We start from the raw sequence: 21327 nt of genomic DNA, 5'->3' as shown, positions 1-21327 counted from the left end.
GGGGGCTGGTGCCGAATCGACGGCAATGCCTAAATGAGCGCATGCCTCATGCCGGTTTCGTTCCCCTTCGCGTCTTTTCATCTTTCACCATGCTGGAAGGGGCGATCGATCCCAAGAAGATCGCCAAACAGGCAAAGGCACTGGGCTTTCCGGCCGCCGCGATCACGGACCGCAACGGCCTTTATGGCTCCATGGCCTTTTCCGACGCCTGCAAGGACGAAGGGGTGCAACCGATCATCGGCGCCATGGTCGGCATTTCGCGGCCCGATCGGCCGGCCAATGCGGCGCCGGTTCACGACTGGATCGCGCTTTATGCGCAGGATACGGCCGGCTATGACAATCTCTGCGCGCTTGTGTCGATGGCGCATCTTGACCGTCCGGTTGAGGAAGTGCCGCATATCAGCCTCGACATGCTGGCGGGGCGTACCGAGGGCCTGATCGCCCTGACGGCTGGAGCGGAAGGCGCGCTGGCACGGCTCTTTGCCGAGGATCAACCGGTTGCGGCGCTCGCCTATGCCAAGCGGTTGGAAGCGCTGTTCCCGGACCGGCTCTATATTGAGATATGTCGCCGCTTCGACCCGGTCGAGGGAAAGGCGGAACATGAACTGCTCGACCTTGCCTATGCCCGCAACCTGCCGCTGGTCGCGACCAACCCGACCTGCTTTGCCGAGCCGCACTTCCATGAAGCGCATGATGTGATGCTTTGCATCGCCGACAGCGCCTATGTCGAGACGCCCGACCGACGGACCAGTTCGCCCGACGCCTGGATGAAGCCGGCGGCGGAAATGAAGCGGCTGTTCGAGGATCTGCCCGAAGCACTCGCCAACACGCTGGTGGTCGCACAGCGCTGCGCCGTCGCGGCACCCAAGCGCAAGCCCATATTGCCCAGCCTGGCCGGAGACATAGAAGGCGAAGCGAAGATGCTGCGCGAGCAGGCGACGGCGGGGCTGGAGGCGCGGCTCGCAAAGGCCGGCATCATCGGGGAGGAAGCGCGAAAGCCCTATTTCGACCGGCTTCAGTTCGAAACCGACATCATCATCCAGATGGGCTTCCCCGGCTATTTCCTGATCGTGGCCGACTTCATCAAATGGGCGAAAGATCATGACATTCCGGTGGGGCCGGGACGTGGTTCGGGTGCGGGGTCGGTCGTCGCCTGGGCGCTGACGATCACGGATCTCGATCCGCTGCAACTGGGGTTGCTGTTCGAACGCTTCCTGAACCCGGAACGCGTTTCCATGCCGGACTTCGACATCGACTTCTGCGAAACGCGGCGGGGCGAGGTAATCCGCTACGTCCAGCAGAAATATGGCGCGGACCATGTCGCACAGATCATCACCTTCGGAAAGCTGAAGGCGCGCGCCGTTCTGAAGGATACCGGGCGCGTCCTGCAGATGAGCTACGGCCAGGTCGACCGTCTGGCCAAGCTGGTGCCCAACCATCCGACCGACCCCTGGACGCTGGAGCGCTCCCTGAACGGCGTTGCGGAGTTCAGGGCGGAATATGACAATGACGCGCAGGTCAAACGGCTGATCGATTACGCAATGAAGCTGGAGGGGTTCCCCCGCCACAGTTCGACCCATGCGGCCGGTGTGGTGATCGGCGACAGGCCATTGTCCCAGCTTGTGCCGCTTTACCGAGATCCCCGATCGGACATGCCGGTGACGCAGTTCGACATGAAATATGTCGAGGGCGCGGGGCTGGTGAAATTCGACTTTCTGGGCCTCAAGACGCTGTCCGTCCTGCAGAAGGCGGTACAACTGCTCGCGGGCCGAGGTGTGGCGATCGACCTTGATGCGCTCGGCTGGGATGATCCGGCCGTCTATGAACTGCTTCAGCGGGGCGACACGGTCGGCGTGTTCCAGTTGGAATCGGAGGGCATGCGCAAGACGCTGGCCGCTGTGCGCCCGACCAATTTCGGTGACATCATCGCGCTTGTTTCGCTCTACCGCCCTGGGCCGATGGACAATATCCCGATGTTCGGCCGTCGCAAGAACGGGCAGGAACAGATTGAATATCCCCACATCCTGCTGAAACCGATTCTCGAAGAAACCTATGGCATCTTCGTCTATCAGGAGCAGGTGATGCAGGCCGCGCAGATCCTGGCAGGCTATTCGTTGGGCGACGCCGACCTTCTCCGCCGCGCCATGGGCAAGAAGATCAAGGCGGAGATGGACGCGCAGCGCGCGCGCTTCGTCGAAGGATGCGCACAGAGCGACATCGCGGCCGCGAAGGCAAATGAGCTTTTCGACCTGATCGACAAGTTTGCGGGCTATGGTTTCAACAAGTCGCATGCCGCCGCCTATGCGCTGCTCGCCTATCAGACGGCTTGGCTGAAGGCGCATTTTCCGGCGGAATTCTACGCCGCCTCCATGGCCTTCGACATCCATCTGACGGATAAGCTGACCGTTTTCGTCGATGACATGCGGCGCATGAGGCTGAACTGTCTTGCGCCGGACATCAACCGCAGCCTTGCGGATTTCTCGGTCGAAGCGGTGGAATATGACGGTGACGATCCGCGCCTGGGCTTTGCCGTGCGTTATGCGCTCGGCGGCCTGAAAGGCGTAGGTGAGAAGGCGATGGAGCAACTCGTGGCGGAGCGGGACGCTGGCGGACCGTTCAAGTCCCTGGACGATTTTGCCGATCGGATCGAACCGCGGCTGCTCAATCGACGACAGTTGGAAAGTCTGGCGGCCGCGGGCGCATTTGATGGCGTGCATGCCGACAGGGCGGGTGTCCATGCGGCGGCGGAGACTATCCTCAGTGTTGCCTCCAGCGCTGCGGAGGCGAGGGAAAGCGGGCAGGGCGGCCTGTTTGGAGATGTCGAAACGCCGCATGCCGACGTCCGCATTCCGCCGCATCAGACCTGGTCAACGGCGGATCGCATGGCGCAGGAAAAGGAGGCATTCGGCTTTTATTTCTCCGCGCATCCGGTCGACCGCTACCGGCATCTGGCGGAAGCCCGTGGCGCGAAAAGCTATGGCGCCATATGCACCGAACCTGTGGCGGAGGGCGGGCGCGCCAATGGCGTGATGGCGGCGATGGTCGAGGATGTCCGCTGGCGCGAAACCAAGCGGGGCGCACGCTATGCTTCCGCCACATTTTCCGACAGCAGCGGTCAGTTTCAGGCAAGCTGCTTCGATGAAGATGCGTGCAGGGCGATCGAGGATATGGCGCGCGAAGGCGATTGCGCGCTGTTGATGGTGGAATTGGACCGTATGCCGGGCGAAGAAACGCCGCGCGTTACGATCCGGGGGATCGAACCCTTCCGCCAACTGGCCAACAGTTCGCGGATGGAACTGGTGGTCGATGTGAGCGACGCAGCGGCGATCGGCACGCTCGCGCAGCTTCTTGCACGGGCCAAGGGAGGACGAAGTGAAGTCTTCCTGCGGGCGCCCGTGGGTGGGGGCAGAGCGGTGCGACTGTTCCTGGGCGACGATTATCTGATCGGCGCCGATCAGGTCGACAGCATCGCGACCATAGCAGGTTTGCGCATCGGATCGTTCGAACGCATGGAGCCCAAGGCCGATGGTTATCGCGCCCGCAACCGCCGTTCGGGTTTGCGACTGGTCGCTGGATAGGCGACAGTTCGGGGTGGCGTCCCGCAGTGAAATCTGACGGTTGTCAAAAAAGGCTCATCTGATCGCCCTCCGGCGGTCGGAACAGGTCGGTACGCAACGTCACCCGCTCGCCGGTAAAGCCCGCTCGCCGTCGCGCCTTCTGGAAACGGGCGCGGATCAGGTCGGCCCACACGCCGCCTCCCCGCATTCGGCTGCCAAAGTTCGGGTCATTGTCCCGGCCGCCCCTTATGTCGCGAATGATCGCCATTACTTTGGCGGCGCGGTCGGGATAATGTTCCTCCAGCCAGGCGCGAAATAGAGGTGCGACTTCATGCGGCAGGCGGACGGAAATATAGGTGGCGTCCAGCGCACCGGCAGAGGCGACGCGCTCGACAATATCCTCTATCTCATGATCGGTGATCGCAGGGATGATCGGGGATATGCTGGCCACGACCGGAATGCCCGACTGCGCCAGCGTCCGGATAGCCTCCATGCGCCGGAGCGGATGCGGCGCTCGCGGCTCCAATGTTCGGGCCGTGAGCGGGTTCAGCGAGGTCACCGAAATCATCACCGCGACCAGCCGCTCCTGCGCCAACCGGGTCAACAGATCCAGATCGCGCACTATGCGGTCGGATTTGGTAGTGATATAGACTGGGTGTCGACATTCCCATAATATTTCAAGGCATTGCCTGGTAATCTTCCAATCTCGTTCGATCGGCTGATAAGGATCTGTGTTGGTGCCCATCGCGATCGGGCTGACCAGATGAGACTTTCTGGAAAGCTCCTTGCGGAGAAGTGCCGCAGCATCGGGTTTGGCAAACAGGCGGGTTTCGAAATCGAGGCCCGGGGACAGGTCGTGATAGGCATGGGTCGGACGGGCAAAGCAGTAGATGCAACCATGTTCGCAGCCCCGATAGGCGTTGATCGATTGGCTGAAGGCGATATCGGGAGAATTGTTCCGGCTGATGATGGTGCGAGCGCGTTCGATGGTCACCTCTGTGCGTCGCCTTGGCGGAGCGCCGTCAATCTCGGTCAGGGCATCCAGCCAATCGCCGTCCTCCTTCCGCTCGGGCATGTTGAAGCGACGGCTTTCGCCGTTCGCCGTCGCACCTCTGCCTTTCTCCGTCGCCATGGCTCAATTAGAACATAAAGAGAACATATTGACAAGGCCCCACCCGAAGGTTCATCTAAACCCTTTGAAAAATGGGGGCATCATGCGGAAGATCATCGTCGCGGCAAGTTTGTGGATGGCGGCGCTGGCGTCGCCTTGTCTGGCGGCCGACAAGGAAGCCTGCGGCACAGGACTGATATGCGCGAGTGATCCGCAGACAGTGGTGCAGGCGTTGCAGGCCGCTGGATACAAGGCGTTGCTGAGCAAGAGCAAGCAGACCGGCAATCCGAAGATCGAAAGCGCGGCGAGCGGCTATGATTATTCGATCTTCTTCTACGAATGCGAGCAGACGCGCCATTGCGGCTCGCTGCAATTTCAGGTGAGCTTCGAGGATGACGGCGGCAATACGCCTGAGCTTGCCAATAAATGGAACAAGGACAAGAGATTCGCGCAGATGTCGGTCTGGGACGACGGGTCTCTGGCGGTTGCCTATGATGTGACGACGGTAGGCGGCCTCAATCAGAAGAATTTCGAGGATGTGATCGATTGGTGGACGGTCATGCTGGGCGAGGCGAGCAAATTCTTCAAGGAAAACCCCGCGCCTGATAAATGAGGCCGCAGTCTGCGGCGATATGTCAGCGCTCGGTCAGGCGCGGCATGAGTTCCACGAAATTGCAGGGCCGGAAACGACTGTCCAATTGGCTGACGAGTATGCCATCCCAGGCATCCTTCACCGCGCCGGTGGATCCGGGCAGAGCGAAGATATAGGTACCCCGAGCCACGCAGGCGGTCGCCCGCGACTGGATGGTCGATGTGCCGATGCTCTGATAGCTGAGCCAGCGGAACAGTTCGCCAAAGCCCGGAATCTCCTTGTCCTGCACCTGTGCCAGCGCTTCGGGGGTAATGTCGCGGCCCGTCACGCCCGTTCCCCCGGTTGTGATGATGCAATCGATCTGCGGATCGTCTATCCAGGCATGCAGGCGCGCAACGATGGCCGAGCGTTCGTCCTTCTCTATATGGCGGTCCGCCAGGATATGACCAGCGCCTGTGATGCGTTCCGCCAGTGTGTCGCCGGAACGGTCGTCGGCAACCGTGCGGCTGTCCGACACTGTCAACAATGCGATCCTGACCGGCAGGAAGGCCCGGCTTTCATCGATCGGCATCAGTCGGAACCGCCCGCGATGCTGGAGGCGATGCTGGCGCTCGCCATCGGCCTCTTCGGCGTCAGGCGCACCAGGCGCGACCCCTTGGTCCCCGGAAATGTCGGCCATAGGCCCTGCGCGATGCCGGCCAGGGAGTCCGCACTGCCCTTCGCCTGAATCTGATACATCCAGTAATTGCGCATCACGATGTTCACATAGGCGCGCGTCTCGTAATAAGGCAGGGATTCGATGAACAGCAGCGGATCGCCATTATCCTTCACTTCGCTGTTCCACCGTTCGACAGGTGCCGGACCGGCATTATAGGCGGCCATAACCTTGGGCAGCAGCCCGCCGGTCGCGCTCATGTCGCGCAGGTTTTCAAGATAGCGCTGGCCATATTCCATATTGGTCGACGGCACGAACAATTGGTCGGACGCGGAAAGACCCATCAGGTTGCCTGTGCTGGGCAGTACCTGCATCAGCCCTCTGGCGCCCGCGCTGCTCACGACATCCCGCCGGAACCCCGATTCCTGAAGCGTATGGGCATAGATGAGCGCCGGGTCGACGCGCCACCCGCCATCGGGCCGCCAATTGGGTGCGGGAAAGCGCGCGAAACTGCCAGGCTGCTTGCCGGCTGGTCCGTTATGGGCCAGCCAGAGCTGCGTTTCGGGCATGTTGAGCGTGCTCGCCAGCCGGATCAACGCCTCATACTGGCCGGTACCGCCGATCTTCGCCTGATAACGGAGGATCTGGTCGGCCCGTGCCGTTTCCCCAATTGCGGAAAGAGCGATCGCAGCCCGGACATTCGGACTATCCTTGAGTTGCTGCCATTCAGCAACGCCGAAGCGGGGGGCGGAGGGCGCGCCGCCCAGCGGTTCCGCCAGCGTTTCCCGGGCCAAGAGGCCATAGAAGCTTTCTTCAGAACGGGCTGCGGTTTTCAGCAGGTTTTCGACGCGCTCTGGCTCCCCGCAGACCATATAGGCACGTGCAGCCCAATAAGCGCCGGCTGCGCGCATGTCGCTGTTGCTGGCAAGCGCAGCGACATTGCCAAAGGCGGAGGCAGCAGCGCGACAGTCATTCTGTCGCCAGGCTGCAAGTCCTGTCGTCCAATGGGCCTGGACTGTCCAATCACCGCCGCTCCGGCTTTCGAGAGCCTTTGCCGCCATGCGCCGCGCGTTCGCATCATCGCTTTCGATATAATAGGCCCAGGCGACGCGCTGTCGCACTTCGGTCAGGCCCTCCGGCGTCAGCCCGGCCTCCCCGGCACCGAGCACAGCTTCGGCGCCGGCTGGATCGTCATTCTTGATGAACGTCTGAATCTGGCCGACCAGCGCCTGGGCTAGAGGATCTGTCTTCACCGCGGCGACATATTCGCGGCGCGGCGCAGCGCCCAGCCAGACCATTTTCTGAACCTGGGGCAGGGTAGGCAGGATCGTGGCGCCGCGCTTTTGCGCGAGGCGGGAAAGCTGATCAGCCTTGTCCAGCCACGGCGCCTTGTTGATGAGGTCGAGCAATTCGAACAGTTCGACCCTGGGCGAATTCTTTGCGAGATAAAGCTCGGCCAAGGCCACCGGACGGAATGCATCCTGCGCATCGAGCGCCGCGATCATCGCCTTCGCATCGATCCACCGCTGGTCCCGCAAAGCCGCGTAGATGGAACTATACCGGCCTTTGTCCCCATCGCTCAATTGCAGGGGCGAGGACGACATATCCCTGTATGTCGCTGGAATGGAGTCAGCCGTATCGGCCTGTGCCGGCATCACTGTAGCTGCCGTGAAGGCCAGCGCTGCGACGCATGACGAAAAGGCGGTGGCGCGGATCACTTAGTCATTTCCTCGATCAGACCTTGCATGACACGCCAGCATTCTGCCTTTGCCGCGGGCTGGCCAAGCAGCAAACGCGGGTGAAATGTGGCGAAGGCGGGTAAAGTGCCGCCATCATGGTTAAATTTCCGTAAACCTGAATCGGCCGTGGGCATCAGCGTGCGGATCGTCCGATCGCCCAACAACAGCAATCTTTGCGGTGAAGCAAACATCACATGTGTGCGCATGCGCGTTGCGGCCAATGCAAGATCCGTCGCCTCTACCATCGCACCTGGCGGGCGGGACAGGAAAAGGGAGGCCAGATGGACGTCCTGCCGATCGAGGCCAATCGCCCGCAACATGGCGTCGAACAATTGTCCCGCACGATCGCTGAACAGGACTCCTGCCTCTAAATCGGCGGGATCGGGCATGTCGGTAATGACCATGAGCGGCGCATTGACAGGCCCCGCAGGCATGATGGCAGCGCCCGGCCAGCGCCGCTCCGGCTGCGCAGCGTCTTCCGCCAGCCAGGTTATGAAGGCTTCGAAAGACTGGGGCCGGGTCAAGGTGGCACCATCATCCGCAGCGGAAATCCGCGGGCGCGCCGCGTCCTGAACAGGGCGCAGCCAATTCATCGGCTCCTCCCCGACGGCGCAATCAACGCCGGCCAGACTCCACCATGCCATATAGGCATTGGCGGTTTCCGCCAGATTTTCCATCAATAATCCCCGCATCGATTGTCTTGGGCCAGAGGTTGACGCCGTGGTCAAGTTTCTTCATCGCCCTGAATGGCAAAACGTTTGGGTAGCGCGGCGACCGGATCGGGAAGGAAAGCCGGCGCTGTCGACGGAATGGAGGGAATATGAGCGAACGGGATTCGATGCCCTATGACATCGTCATCGTCGGTGGCGGGCCGGCGGGCCTGTCTTCGGCCATCAGGCTGAAGCAACTCGCGAACGAGGCGGGGCAGGAACTGTCGGTATGCGTGCTGGAAAAGGGCTCGGAAATCGGCGCCCATATCCTGTCGGGCGCGGTCGTCGATCCCAAGGCGCTGGATGAACTATTCCCTGAATGGCGCGACATGGGCTGCCCGATGGCAGAGGTGCCGGTCACGGACAATCAGCACTGGTTCCTCAGCAAGGGCGGCAAGGTCAGTATGCCGCACATCATGACGCCGGGCTGGATGCACAACAAGGGCACCTATACCGGATCTCTGGGCAATCTCTGCCGCTGGCTGGCCGAACAGGCCGAGGGGCTGGGCGTCGAAACCTTCCCCGGCTTCGCGGCCGCGGAAATCCTCTACAATGAGGACGGGTCAGTCAAAGGCGTGGCGACCGGCGACATGGGCGTCGACCGGGAGGGCAACCGCAAGCCCGACTATCAGCCTGGGTTGGAATTGCATGCGCGCTACACCTTCTTTGCGGAAGGCGCGCGTGGCCATCTCACCAAGATCCTGAAGCGCCAGTTCGCGCTCGACGCCGACAGCGAGCCGCAGGTCTATGGCCTGGGAATGAAGGAATTGTGGGACATCGACCCCGCCAAGCACAAGCCAGGCCTGGTGATCCATACGCAGGGATGGCCGCTGACCGACGCCTATGGGGGCGGCTTCCTCTATCATCAGGCCAATGGGCAGGTGGCGCTCGGCTTTGTGGTGGGCCTTGGCTATCGCAACCCCTATCTGTATCCCTTCGAGGAATTCCAGCGCTGGAAGCAGCATCCGGAAATCCGCAAATATCTGGAGGGCGGCCGTCGCGTCTCCTATGGCGCGCGGGCGATCAACGAGGGCGGTTGGCAGTCTATTCCCAAGCTCGCCTTCCCGGGCGGCGCGCTGATCGGTTGTTCGGCAGGCTTCGTCAACGTCCCTCGCATCAAGGGCACGCACACCGCGATGAAGTCGGGCATGCTGGCGGCCGAAGCGGCGTTCGCTGCTATTCAGGGTGAGCGGTCGAGCGACGTGCTGGACGATTATGAGGCGAATCTTCGGTCGAGCTGGATCGCGACCGAGCTGCAACTGGTGAAGAACGCCGAGCCTTTGCTGTCGAAGTTCGGCAACACCATCGGTACCGCGCTGGCGGGCATCGACATGTGGATGCGTACGCTGAAGATCGGCCTGCCCTTTACGATGAAGCACAAGCCCGATGCCGAGAAGCTTTGGCGCAAGGATGCGTCGATGAAGATAGACTATCCCAAGCCCGATGGGGTGATCAGCTTCGACCGGCTGTCGTCGGTGTTCCTGTCGAACACCAATCATGAGGAGGATCAGCCGGTTCATCTGCAGCTCAAGGATCCGGCGATTCCGATTTCCTACAACCTGCCCCTTTATGACGAACCGGCGCAACGCTATTGTCCCGCGGGCGTCTATGAAGTGGTCGGGGTGGACGAGGGTAATCCGCGCTTCCAGATCAACGCGCAGAATTGCGTTCACTGCAAGACCTGCGATATCAAGGATCCGACCCAGAACATCAACTGGGTCGTGCCAGAGGGCGGTGGAGGGCCGAACTATCCGAATATGTAGGCGTCTGTTTGCTTCGATGATGCTGGTGCTGCCCGCCGCGGCGGGTGCATCGGTGGATCCCGGCAGCGCATTGCATGCCTATATGCGGGGGCGGCTGGCCGATGAGGATGGCGCTCCCGGCCTTGCGCTCAAGAGCTATCGGCAGGCGCTGGCCAGTGACCCGGCCAGCCTGGAGGTCGCAAGGCGCTCCTATTTCCAGGCGGTGATAAGCGGCGACATGGCGCTGGCGCTGCGTTCCGCCGCCGTGCTGGAGAGCGAGGGCATTCTCCCTCGCGACGGCACCCTGCTTCGGATTGCGGACGCGCTGAACCGCAAGGATTGGCCAGGCGCCCGTCTGTTGGTCGACCATATGGTTGCGGAGGGCAATTTCGCCTTTCTCGCGCCGATCATGCGCAGTTGGATTTCGGTGGGGGAAGGGCGTTATGCCGCGCCTGTCATCGATCCTGATGACCGCTTCGCTTCGCTGGCAAGGCGTTATCTGGGCGAGCATCTGGCGCTGCAGGCCCTGGGCAGGGGCGATCTTCAGGCCGCCCAGCCGGCGATCAATCGGGCCCTCGCGCTTCGGACTGCGGACACGGACGAAATGCGGCTGCTTTTCGCCGGGCAGTTGGCGGCGCGAGGCGCGAAGGCGGAGGCGCTTGCGCTTCTGCCTGAAACCCAGGCCAATTTCACGCGGGCGCGCGACGACATCGCCAGCGGCAGGGCTCTCTCGCCCTATGGCAGGGCGCTGACGGCGGGGCAGGGTTTTGCCCGGCTGCTTGCCCGGTTAGCTGCCGATATATCCTCGGATGGCAGTACGGGGTCGCTGGGGATCAGGCTTGCGCGAATCGCCGCCTTTGCCGATCCCAACGGGGCTGCGCCGCGCATCGTCGCCGCAGATCTGCTGAGCCGCGGCGGCTATGTGGCCTATGCCGTCGAGGAAGCCCGGATGGTTCCCGGTGCCGGCTGGTATGGTGCGCTGGCCCAGGCTGAACTGGTCGAGGCGTTGGCGGCGGCGGGCCAGCGGCCGGAGGCGATAGCGCTTGCTCGCAAACTGGCGGCCGTGCCCCATGCGGAGCCGGAGCGCCACGTTCGGTTGGGTCAGTTGCTGATGCAGGAAAAGGACTACCGGGCGGCCGCAGAGGCCTTCCGCACGGCGCAGGCCGGCTATTCGAACGACGCCGTTCCCTGGACGCTGCTGTTGTTCGAAGGCAGCGCGCTGGAACAGGGCGCGCGCTGGGACGAGGCGCGTGCCGTGCTGGAGCGGGCCGCGAGATTGGCGCCCGATGAACCCGCTGTGCTCAACTATCTGGGCTATGCGCAGATCGAGCGGCGGCAGAATATGGACGCGGCGCTGGCGCTGCTGAAGAAAGCGAGCGCGCTGAAGCCGGAGGATGCATCGATCACTGATTCCCTGGGCTGGGCGCAGTTCGTGACGGGTGACATCGATGCCGCGGTGCCAGTTCTGGAGCGGGCAGCGGCCGGAGCGCCGTCGGACGCTACCATCAACGAACATCTGGGTGATGCGCTTTGGGCCGCGGGACGCCGATATGAGGCCCGCTATGCCTGGCGCGCGGCAGCCATCTTCGCTGAGGGAGAGACGGCGCGGCGCCTGGCTGCCAAGACGAGAGAGGGGATGAAGCCCGAATATGCCGCACGCTGAAGCGGAAAATTTTGCCGGCTGCCCGTTTGAGGCCGGCGAACTGGTTGAAACCGCATTCGCCAAGATCAATCTGGCGCTGCATGTCCGCGGGAAACGGGCAGACGGTTATCATGCGCTGGAAAGCCTGTTCGTCTTCACCGAATTGGGTGACCGGCTGACCGGCCGCATACGCGCCGATGGTCAAGTCAGCCTTGAAATAGACGGACCCTTTGGATCGCTGCTGGATGCCGGCCCGGATAATCTGGTGATCCGCGCCGCCCGCGCGTTGCAGGCGCATCTGGGGGAAGATCTTGGCGCTGATCTGAAATTGACCAAGATTTTGCCCGTCGCATCGGGAATTGGCGGAGGTTCGGCCGATGCCGCGGCTACACTGCGGTTGCTGACGCGGCTCTGGAACGCTCCCATGCCGCCGGAGGTCCTGGAGCGCATCGCCTTGTCCCTTGGGTCGGATGTACCAGCATGTATCGGCAGCATCCCGCAAATGGTGCGCGGAAGGGGCGAGATATTGCAACCGCAAGCCGTCGAAAACCTCTCCGCGATGCCGATCCTGCTCGTCAATCCCGGCGTCGCCCTGTCGACCGCGCAGGTCTTCGGTCGCTGGGATCAGCGTGATCGAGGACCGCTTGAGGCAATGGGGCTGGAGCAGCTTGTGAGCGAGGGACGCAATGATCTGGAGCAGCCTGCCATTGCCATGGAGCCGGTCATCGCGGATGTGCTGGCGGCGCTGGGTGCCTGCGCCGGATTGCGCCTTGCCCGGATGTCCGGATCGGGCGCGACATGTTTTGCCCTGTTCGATACGGATCGGCGGATGGCGGAGGCGGCGACCGCCCTGCGTGCCGCTCAAAGCGGATGGTGGATTGCGGAGACAAGGATCAGGGCGGCATGAGCGAGGCCTTCACACAGATCGACGGCGGCGACCTCAACATCCTGATCATTGCTGATCATGCGTCGGCTCACGTCCCAACGGACATCGATCTGGGAATTGATGCCGCCTTGCTGAGAGATCATATCGCGATCGACATCGGCGTGGCGGAGGTCAGCGCGCTGCTGGCGAGGGAATTGGGCTGCAGGGCGGTGCTGGGTGGCGTTTCGCGCCTCGTCATCGACCTTAATCGGGAAGAGGATGCGCCCGGCCTGCTGCCCGTCATGAGCGACGGCCACGTCATTCCGGGAAACCGTCATGCCGACCTGGCCGAACGGATGATACGCTTCCATCATCCCTATCACCATCATGTGGCGCGGCTGCTCGACGGCATGGCTTCGCCGTTCATCCTGTCGGTCCACAGTTTCACGCCCGGCCTTGCCAGCGATCCGAGCCAGAAGCGCCCCTGGGATATCGGCGTCCTCTATAACCAGGACGGCAGGGCAGCGCGGATCGCCATTCCCATGCTGGAGGAGGCGGGTCTGAAGGTAGGGGATCAGTTGCCCTATTCGGGCAAGGTGCTGAATGCCACGATGAACCGCCATGCGGAGGGGAACGGCATTCCCTATCTGGGGATAGAAATGCGACAGGATCTGGTCGGCGATGCTGAGGGGCAAAGGCGATTTGCCGGCATATTGGGGCCCGTGGTCCTGGAATGCCGCAGGCGTTTGGCCTGATGGCCGGCGCGCAGGAATGACAAGGCCCGGCGTCCTAGTTGGCAGTTTCTTCCTGTGCCTGGCGCTGGCCGGATGCGGCCGTCGTTCAGGGGCTGGGGAACAGGCTGGCGAAGGACAGGAAAGGATTTCCTGCGCAATCGGTCCAGGCGTAGGGTGGACAGAGGATTGCCTGGTCGAACAGGATCGCGATCTGCTGACCGTGCGTCACGTGGATGGCGGCTTCCGGCGCTTCCAGATAGTCCATGACGGGCGCGGGGTCGTGCCCGCGGATGGAGCCGAGCAGGCCGCGATTGTGGTCGTCGGCAAGGGCATGATCGAGTTGAGCGTCGGACAGGATCGCTATCGCCTTCCCGCGCGCCTTTCCGAAAGGAAGAGTTAATGCAGAGCCATGCGATCCTGACGGCAGCCGAGATGCGGCAGGCGGAACAGGCCGTCATCGCCGCCGGCGTCCCCGAATATACGCTGATGGAGCGCGCAGGGGCCGCAACTGCAGAGATTATCTGGCGTGCAGGTGGCAAACGCGATCTGCTGGTTCTCTGCGGTCCCGGCAATAATGGTGGCGACGGGTTCGTGATCGCGCGACTCCTTCGGGCGCGTGGCGTGCCGGTGCGCGTTGCTGCTCTTGGCGAAAGCCGGACGGAATCGGGCATGAAGGCGCGCACGGCATGGGGTGGTCCCGTTGAAGCCTTGGTTGATGCCGCGCCGGCGACGCAGATCGTGGACGCATTATTCGGGACAGGCCTGTCGCGTGGATTGGACGCGAAGGTCGCGACGACACTGTGCGCCCTAACCGATCAGGCGAGCTTCAGCTATGCCGTGGACCTGCCGAGCGGCGTGGAGACGGATGGCGGCGCACTTCTGTCCCATGTACCCGTCATGGGGGTCTGTATCGCACTGGGTGCGCTCAAGCCCGCGCATCTGTTGCAGCCGGCGGCCGGATGCTGGCGGCGGCTGGTCTGCGCTGACATCGGCATCGACGTCTCCGGTGCGAAGATGCACCGGCTGGCGCGGCCGCAACTGGATCCGCCGGGCGCTGCCGCGCATAAATATAGCCGTGGGCTGGTGGCAATTGTCGGCGGCGAAATGGCCGGCGCAGGACTGCTCGCGAGCGAGGCGGCTGCGCGCGCGGGGGCGGGCATGGTCCGTCACTTGGTTCAGGAAGTGGCCCATGGCGGTCCGGCCGCCATCATCGCACAGCATACCCGTGAGGCGGACGATGTGGCGAATGCTCTGGATGACGGCCGGTTCAGGGCCGTCCTGGCAGGGCCGGGGCTGGGGCGCGGGAGCGTGGCTGCCGATCGGTTGAAGGCAGCACTTGCCGCTGGGCATCCCCTCATTCTGGATGCCGACGCATTGGTCCTGCTCGCGGAACAGGGGTTGGACGCCATCCCGCCGAATTCGATCCTGACACCCCATGAGGGGGAATTTGTCCGCCTGTTCGGCGACTTGCCGGGCAGCAAGGTGGAGCGCGCGTTGGCGGCGGCGAAGCGGGCGCGCTCCACGTTGATCTACAAGGGCAGCGATAGTGTCATCGCAGCGCCCGACGGTCGCGCCGTTCTTTCGCCACCGGGTTCCTCCTGGCTATCGACGGCGGGGACGGGAGACGTTCTGGCGGGACTGGTCGCCGCTCGGCTCGCCGTCACGGGAGACGGATTCCGGGCGGCGTGCGAAGCGCTGTGGCTGCATGGTGAGGCGGCAAGGCGGGCGGGAGCGGCCTTCATCGCGGACGATTTGCTTGTGGAACTGCCAGCGGCTATCGCATCCCGCCTGTGACCGATCCTGATACCGAAATCATCGTCCGCGTCGCCGCCAAGGGCGATGGCGTGACCGCCCATGGCCGCCATGTTCCGCTTGCTGCGCCGGGCGACCGGATAGCGGAGGATGGCCGCGTGCTGCGAGGGCCGCATCATGTCGACGCGCCATGCGTGCACTTTCCGGCCTGTGGCGGATGCGAGTTGCAGCATATTGACGATGCAAGCTACGCGGAGTTCGTGACCGCGCGCGTTACGGGAGCCCTGGCGGGACAGGGCGTGACAGCCGACCTGCTCCTGCCGCCGCATATCTCCCCGCCGAAGGTTCGCCGCCGCGCATCGCTGCGGGCGAGCAGACAGGGACGCAAGGTCGTCGTCGGCTTTGCTGAATCGGGCAGTCACAGGTTGATCGACCTCACGATGTGCGAAGTCCTTGATCCCCGGCTGTTCGCGCTGACGGGGCCGCTGAAGAATCTGTGCGCAGTCATCCTGCCGGAAAAGCAGGCCGCACATGTGCGGATGTCGCTGACCGATCAGGGCGTCGACCTTTTGCTGGAAGGCGTGCGGATTGAAGGGCTTGCCGCCGATGAGGCGCTTCTGGCCTTTGCGCAGAACCATCGACTCGCTCGCGTGACCATCGATGAGGGGGACGGGCCGCAGACCCGATGGGAGCCGGATTCGGTCACGGTCAGCTTTGGCGGCGTGCCGGTCGCCTTTCCGCCTTTCGCCTTTCTTCAGGCAACACCTGATGGTGAGGCTGCGCTTGCGCAGGAAGCGGGGGCAGCCATGCCGGCGGAGGGAGCCATTGCCGACCTCTTCTGTGGCCTTGGCACATTCGCCCTGGCATTGGGGGACGGGCGCCCGGTCTATGCGGCGGAGGCTGCGCGCGACCTTGTCCTCTCCCTCAAATCGGCGGCAAATCGTGCGCAGCGCCGGATGGTGGCCGATCATCGCGATCTGTTCAGGCGGCCGTTGACGACTGCGGAGATCGACCGCTTTGCCGGGGTCGTCATCGATCCGCCGCGCGCTGGCGCCAGGGAACAGGTGATGCAGCTTGCCGCGTCGCGCGTGCCGGTCATCGCCTATATCTCCTGCAATCCTGCCAGTTTCGCGCGGGATGCGGCGCATCTGGTTGCGGGCGGCTACCGACTGGAAAGAGTGCGTCCGGTGGGGCAGTTCCGCTGGTCCACTCATGTGGAGCTGGTCGGCATCTTCCGGCGCTGAAAGCATTAGCCCCTCGCCGCGGGGGAGTGCGGCGAGGGGCCTTGCATCCTCTCCTTTAGGGGGAGGCCTTCGCCTCTACCCGAGCTTGATGACAGTTGCGCGACGACGGGCCGGAACCGCATCGACATAGAGGCTGGCCATCGGCTCATCCTCCACTTCGACGACCGCTTCCGACGTGAAGCCGTTGAAGCCGGTGCGCATCGCAGCGCCATAGGCGCCGAGCATGCCGATCTCTATATAATCGCCCGCCTGCACGTCGTCCGGTAGCATGAAGGGGCCGACCATATGGTCCATATCGTCGCAGGTGGGACCATAGAAGGAGAAGCCGGTCAACTCCGCCTCGCTCTCTTCCCCACGCAGCAAGGCCACCGGGAAGCGCCAGCCGATATGAGCCGCGTCGAACAGGGCGCCATAGGCACCGTCATTGATATAGAGTTCGTTGCCCCGACGCCGTTCGACGCGCACGACGACCGAGCTGTATTCGGCGGACAGGGCGCGGCCGGGTTCGCACCACAGTTCGGCCGAATAGCTGATCGGCAGGCTTTCGAACCCGCGGTGGATCGCGTCGAAATAATTTTCGAGCGCGACCGGCTCCATGCCCGGATAGATGGACGGGAAACCGCCGCCGACATCGATGATGTCGACCGTGACCGCCGCATCGACAATGGCGGCGCGCACGCGCTCTATGGCGTCGCTATAGGCCTGCGGGCTCATCGCCTGGCTGCCGACATGGAAGCAGATGCCCAGCGCATCGGCCGCCTGACGCGTCGCCAACAGTAGTTCGCGGGTCTCGCCCAGCTCGGCGCCGAATTTCGACGCAAGGCTGAGTTCGGAATGTTCGGAAGAAACGCGCAGCCGCACGCACAGCTCAAGATCGGTCGCATCGTTCGTGGCGCGCATGATCTTCGCCAGCTCGTCCAGCGTGTCGAGCGAGAAGGTGCGCACGCCATGGACGTGGTATGCCTCCGCAATCGCTTCCTCTGCCTTCACTGGGTGCATGAAGCACAGCTTGCCTTCGCCTTGCAGCGTCTCCGCCACCAGGCGCACCTCCGCGATGGACGCCACGTCGAAATGCGTGATGCCCGAAGCGAAGAGAGTGCGGATCAGATCAGGAGACGGATTCGCCTTGACCGCATAGAGCGAGCGTCCCGGAAACTTCTCAGAGAAGAAGCGGGCGGCCCGGGCCGCAGCCTGGGGACGAATCAGCGTTACCGGTGCTGCCGGTTTGAGGGCGGTCGCTACCCCCAGCGCGCTATGATGCTTGTGCAACTCAAGGGACCTCCAGTGTAGTCGTTGGCAAAGAAGCTGCCTTGCGGTGGAAGTCCCATGGGGCAGCGGAAGGGCGATATATGCGGCAGGGGTCCCGCTGTAAAGCGCGTGTGTAAAATTTGTTGCGCTGGCGGCTATGAGATGTGCGTCAGGAGAGACGGGACTTGAAATCCTGGTAGGAAAACTGCCGGATTTGCCTGAGTTCGTCGGTTTCGGAGTTCCAGAGCCAGATGGCGGGCAACGGCACGCCATTGAATGTGTTGGTCTTTACCATGGAATAATGGGCCTGATCGAGGAAGGCGATCCGTCGTCCCGGAGTCGCGCCGCTGGGCACGCGATAGTCGCCGATGATGTCCCCGGCGAGGCAGGATGGACCGCCGAGTCGCGTGACGGGCCCATCGGATTGCTCATGCAGCATGGCCGGGCGGTAGGGCGCCTCGATCACGTCGGGCATGTGGCAGGTGGCGGAGATGTCCGTGATCGCGACGGGCATGCCGTTGTCGATCACGTCGAGGATTTCACCGACCAATATGCCCGCGTCCAGCGCCATCGCCTCGCCAGGCTCGATATAGAGTTCAAGGCCGGTTCGGGCCTTTGTCGCCTGGAGGAAGGCGATCAGTTCGTCGATCTGGTAATCGGCGCGCGTCACATGGTGCCCGCCGCCGAAGTTCAGCCATTTGAGGCCGCCGACATGGGGCATGATGCGCGATTCGATGGCGGCCCAGGTACGCTGGAGCGGCAGAAAATCCTGCTCGCACAGATTGTGGACATGAAGTCCGTCGACGCCCACCAGATGTTCGGCACGCAGTTGGTCGATGGGAAAGCCGAGGCGGCTATGGGGTTGGGACGGGTCATATTTGGGCACCTCGCCCTCCGCATGGAGGGGGTTGAGGCGCAGGCCGATGTCGAAGTTCACACCGTTCATTCGAGCATCGTCGATGATCGGGCGCAGGCGTGCGATCTGGCCGGGGCTGTTGAAGATGACATGGTCCGAAATGCGGAGGATTTCGGCCAGATCTTCGGGTTTGTAGGCAGCGCAGTAAGTGGCGACTTCGCCGCGATATTCTTCCCGGCCCAGGCGCGCTTCATAAATGCCGGAGGCGCAGACGCCGTCGAGATATTCGCCGATCACGGACCCAAGCGACCACATGGAAAAGGCCTTGAGCGCGCCCAGCACCCTGATGCCTGCGCGGTCGCGAATGTCGCGCAGGACCGAGAGGTTGCGGCGCACCGCAGCCTCGTCCACCACGAAGGCGGGCGAAGGGACGCGGTGCAGGTCGAAATGGGCGAAGGCGGCGGGATCGCCGGCTTTGGTTTCCATCTACGTTCCATTCGATGCCGTGTTCCTGCGCAGGCAGGAACCCAGTTCAGACGGCGGGACTGGGCTCCTGCCTTCGCAGGAGCATGTTGATTTAAAAGTCCAGCGGCGCGGCCAGTTCCTTCACCTGCCAGGGCAGGCCGTGCGCGTTCAGCATGTCCATGAAGGGATCGGGATCGAACTGTTCGATGTTGAACACGCCGCCACCTTCGGATTGCGGGGCCTTCCACGCGCCGGTGAGCATCAGCGCGGCACCGATCATCGCCGGGACGCCGGTGGTGTAGCTGACCGCCTGGTTGCCGGTTTCGGCATAGGCGTCCTCATGGTCGCAGACATTGTAGACATAGACCGTCTTCTGGCTTCCGTCCTTCAAGCCGGTGGCGATGTCGCCGATGTTCGTCTTGCCCTTTGTGGTCGGACCCAGGCTGGACGGCTCGGGCAGAACGGCCTTCAGGAACTGGAGCGGGATGATCTCCTGACCGTTGTACATCACGGGATCGATGCGGGTCATGCCGACATTCTGGAGCACTTCCAGATGCTTCAGATAGGCGTCGCCAAAGGTCATCCAGAAGCGGATGCGCTTGATTTCGGGATAGTGTTTGGCGAGGCTTTCCAGTTCCTCATGATACATGAGGTACATGTTCTTTTCGCCGACCTGATCGAAGTCGAAGACCTGCTTGTGCTTGAGCGCCGGGCCTTCGACCCATTTGCCGCCCTCCCAGTGGCGCGACGGCGCGGTGACTTCGCGGATGTTGATTTCCGGATTGAAGTTGGTGGCGAAATGCTGGCCGTGGTCGCCGCCATTGCAGTCGAGAATGTCGAGCGTGTCGATCCGGTCGAGCAGATGCTTCTTGATGTAGGACGCAAAGACGCTGGTCACGCCGGGGTCGAAGCCCGAACCCAGCAGGGCCGTGATGCCGGCTTCCTTGAAACGCTCCTGATAGGCCCATTGCCAGCTATATTCGAACTTGGGCGTGTCGCGCGGTTCGTAGTTGGCGGTGTCGAGATAGTCGGTCTTGGTCGCGAGGCAGGCGTCCATGATCGCCAGGTCCTGATAGGGCAAAGCGAGGTTGACGACCAGCCTGGGCTGCACCTTCTCGATAAGGGCAATGGTTTCCTCGACATTATCAGCGTCGACCTGCGCCACGTCGATGGTGACGCCGGTGCGGGCCTTGACCGATTCGGCGACCTTTTCGCAAGAGACGATGCGGCGGCTGGCGAGCGTGATGTGGCTGAAGATATCAGGGTTCATCGCCATCTTGTGAACCGCGACAGACCCGACGCCGCCCGCGCCAATGACCAGAACCTTGCTCAATTCAACTGCTCCATAGCTGTGCCGCGCCTGACGCGCGAAAGCGCCCATATAGGGGCTGTGCGTGACAGCGCAAAGTCAGTCTGTTCAGAAGCTGGCGCCGTCGACTTTTTTGATTTTGAGCGCGTCGATATCGACGTCCGGCACGCAGCGCAGGTTGATGGCGCGCATCGGGCCATTGGGCGACTTGCCGAGCGCGAAGGGCTGCGTGCCGCAGGTGGCGCAGAATTGATGGGTGATGTTGTGCTTGTAGAATTGATAGTCGGTGAGCTTGTCCGCGCCGCTGTCGAGGGTGAACTGGTCGGCGGGTACGAAGGTCAGCACGAAGCCTTTGCGGCTGCAATGGGAGCAGTTGCAGGTCATGGCTTCGGTCGGCGCGTCGGCGGCGACGGTGAAGGTGACTGCGCCGCAGTGGCAGCTTCCGGTGTAGGGCATGGGGACTCTCCTTTTGAGGGGAGTTTATGGCGTTGAGATGTTTAAGGGAATGACGGAGTTGGGTGGCAAAGTCGCTGTTCGACTATGGGAGCTTACGAACGCTCCCCAGATAGTCACGCTTGCCAATCGGGACGCCGCTCATGCGAAGAATGTCATAGGCTGTGGTCACGTGAAAATAGAAATTGGGTTGGGAAAAGCTCATGAAGAAGTCCCTTCCTATGAAATTCCAGAGCAGCTTGTCCCCGATCGTGAATGTCGTCGGTTTGTCGCTCAACTTGTCCAAGTCGGCGACGCTGAGCGCCTCAAGCGCCTTCATCGCTTCGCCGACCCTGGCCTTTAGGCCGTCGAAGCTGTCGGGCGGCGGCGTAGTATCCGGCGAAAAATTCCCATGCTGGACGCCATGGATCGCGCCGATTGAATGGACCGTGCAGCTTTTTACCTGATAGGCAAAGTCGAACATGTCAGGGGCAAGCCTCGCATGGATCAATTGCCCAGCCGGGAGCCCCTGCTCATTGCAATAGGCTTCCGCTTTTTCAAGCAGTCCCAGGACCGACTTCAACAGTTGAAGGCAACCCGGCACGAAGGCATCGTAGAGCGTCATTGTCTATCTCGTCCTTTGCGGAAGGCATGAAACAGGATGGACTATGTGA

At 62.7% G+C, this 21327-nt stretch carries 18 protein-coding genes; 9 read left to right on the top strand and 9 right to left on the bottom strand.

Annotated elements, in window-relative coordinates:
• Positions 1-41: 41 nt before the first annotated feature.
• Positions 42-3578: a DNA polymerase III subunit alpha gene (gene dnaE / locus ACN9MX_RS04660; protein WP_426387270.1), complete on the top strand. Its 3537-nt coding sequence runs from the start codon at positions 42-44 to the stop codon at positions 3576-3578.
• A 43-nt stretch (positions 3579-3621) separates the two neighbouring features.
• Here dnaE and ACN9MX_RS04655 read toward each other — a convergent pair whose 3' ends face one another.
• A complete protein-coding gene (locus ACN9MX_RS04655; protein WP_426387269.1) occupies positions 3622-4689 on the bottom strand; it encodes a PA0069 family radical SAM protein in 1068 nt (355 codons plus the stop codon).
• Between the two features lie 82 nt (positions 4690-4771).
• On the opposite strand from ACN9MX_RS04655, the gene ACN9MX_RS04650 reads away from it, so the two are divergent.
• The gene (locus tag ACN9MX_RS04650; protein ID WP_426387268.1) at positions 4772-5281 is read left to right on the top strand and encodes a YbjN domain-containing protein; all 510 of its coding nucleotides are present in this window, start codon (positions 4772-4774) and stop codon (positions 5279-5281) included.
• A gap of 22 nt (positions 5282-5303) precedes the next feature.
• Here ACN9MX_RS04650 and moaB read toward each other — a convergent pair whose 3' ends face one another.
• From moaB to ACN9MX_RS04635, 3 genes are read right to left on the bottom strand one after another with little or no spacing between them, the layout of a single operon-like run.
• A complete protein-coding gene (gene moaB / locus ACN9MX_RS04645; RefSeq protein ID WP_363734763.1) occupies positions 5304-5831 on the bottom strand; it encodes a molybdenum cofactor biosynthesis protein B in 528 nt (175 codons plus the stop codon).
• A complete protein-coding gene (locus tag ACN9MX_RS04640) occupies positions 5831-7633 on the bottom strand; it encodes a lytic transglycosylase domain-containing protein (RefSeq protein WP_426387267.1) in 1803 nt (600 codons plus the stop codon). Before ACN9MX_RS04640 ends, moaB begins: the two co-directional genes overlap by 1 nt.
• Positions 7630-8334 carry a uracil-DNA glycosylase family protein gene (locus ACN9MX_RS04635; RefSeq protein ID WP_426387473.1) on the bottom strand — a complete coding sequence of 235 codons (705 nt, stop codon included), beginning with the start codon at positions 8332-8334 and terminating at the stop codon, positions 7630-7632. Before ACN9MX_RS04635 ends, ACN9MX_RS04640 begins: the two co-directional genes overlap by 4 nt.
• Positions 8335-8474: 140 nt before the next feature.
• On the opposite strand from ACN9MX_RS04635, the gene ACN9MX_RS04630 reads away from it, so the two are divergent.
• From ACN9MX_RS04630 to ACN9MX_RS04600, 7 genes are read left to right on the top strand one after another with little or no spacing between them, the layout of a single operon-like run.
• Positions 8475-10127: a 4Fe-4S dicluster domain-containing protein gene (locus ACN9MX_RS04630; protein ID WP_426387266.1), complete on the top strand. Its 1653-nt coding sequence runs from the start codon at positions 8475-8477 to the stop codon at positions 10125-10127.
• A gap of 19 nt (positions 10128-10146) precedes the next feature.
• Positions 10147-11769 carry a tetratricopeptide repeat protein gene (locus ACN9MX_RS04625; RefSeq protein WP_363735377.1) on the top strand — a complete coding sequence of 541 codons (1623 nt, stop codon included), beginning with the start codon at positions 10147-10149 and terminating at the stop codon, positions 11767-11769.
• A complete protein-coding gene (locus ACN9MX_RS04620) occupies positions 11756-12655 on the top strand; it encodes a 4-(cytidine 5'-diphospho)-2-C-methyl-D-erythritol kinase (protein WP_363754318.1) in 900 nt (299 codons plus the stop codon). The genes ACN9MX_RS04625 and ACN9MX_RS04620 overlap by 14 nt, the downstream gene beginning before the upstream one ends.
• A complete protein-coding gene (locus tag ACN9MX_RS04615; protein WP_426387265.1) occupies positions 12652-13368 on the top strand; it encodes an N-formylglutamate amidohydrolase in 717 nt (238 codons plus the stop codon). Before ACN9MX_RS04620 ends, ACN9MX_RS04615 begins: the two co-directional genes overlap by 4 nt.
• 16 nt (positions 13369-13384) lie before the next feature.
• The gene (locus ACN9MX_RS04610) at positions 13385-13747 is read left to right on the top strand and encodes a hypothetical protein (RefSeq protein WP_363734769.1); all 363 of its coding nucleotides are present in this window, start codon (positions 13385-13387) and stop codon (positions 13745-13747) included.
• Positions 13747-15141, top strand: a complete 1395-nt coding sequence (locus ACN9MX_RS04605) for an NAD(P)H-hydrate dehydratase (protein ID WP_426387263.1) — start codon at positions 13747-13749, stop codon at positions 15139-15141. The genes ACN9MX_RS04610 and ACN9MX_RS04605 overlap by 1 nt, the downstream gene beginning before the upstream one ends.
• Positions 15138-16343, top strand: a complete 1206-nt coding sequence (locus tag ACN9MX_RS04600) for a class I SAM-dependent RNA methyltransferase (RefSeq protein ID WP_426387262.1) — start codon at positions 15138-15140, stop codon at positions 16341-16343. Before ACN9MX_RS04605 ends, ACN9MX_RS04600 begins: the two co-directional genes overlap by 4 nt.
• A 75-nt stretch (positions 16344-16418) precedes the next feature.
• Here ACN9MX_RS04600 and ACN9MX_RS04595 read toward each other — a convergent pair whose 3' ends face one another.
• From ACN9MX_RS04595 to ACN9MX_RS04575, 5 genes are all read right to left on the bottom strand, one after another.
• Positions 16419-17612 carry a type III PLP-dependent enzyme gene (locus ACN9MX_RS04595; protein WP_363734772.1) on the bottom strand — a complete coding sequence of 398 codons (1194 nt, stop codon included), beginning with the start codon at positions 17610-17612 and terminating at the stop codon, positions 16419-16421.
• A gap of 148 nt (positions 17613-17760) precedes the next feature.
• Complete coding sequence (locus ACN9MX_RS04590; protein WP_426387261.1) at positions 17761-18933, bottom strand: carboxynorspermidine decarboxylase; 1173 nt, start codon at positions 18931-18933, stop codon at positions 17761-17763.
• Positions 18934-19024: 91 nt separating this feature from the next.
• Complete coding sequence (locus ACN9MX_RS04585; RefSeq protein WP_363734774.1) at positions 19025-20245, bottom strand: saccharopine dehydrogenase family protein; 1221 nt, start codon at positions 20243-20245, stop codon at positions 19025-19027.
• A gap of 84 nt (positions 20246-20329) precedes the next feature.
• Complete coding sequence (locus ACN9MX_RS04580) at positions 20330-20677, bottom strand: GFA family protein (RefSeq protein ID WP_426387260.1); 348 nt, start codon at positions 20675-20677, stop codon at positions 20330-20332.
• A gap of 82 nt (positions 20678-20759) precedes the next feature.
• Positions 20760-21278 (bottom strand): DUF1993 domain-containing protein, encoded by a 519-nt coding sequence (locus ACN9MX_RS04575; protein ID WP_426387259.1) that lies wholly within the window; start codon positions 21276-21278, stop codon positions 20760-20762.
• Positions 21279-21327 lie beyond the last annotated feature (49 nt).

Origin of the sequence: Sphingobium sp. R-21 (genome assembly GCF_049913335.1) — a bacterium.
Taxonomy (GTDB): domain Bacteria; phylum Pseudomonadota; class Alphaproteobacteria; order Sphingomonadales; family Sphingomonadaceae; genus Sphingobium.
This window is presented reverse-complemented; position numbering and strand designations above follow the sequence as displayed.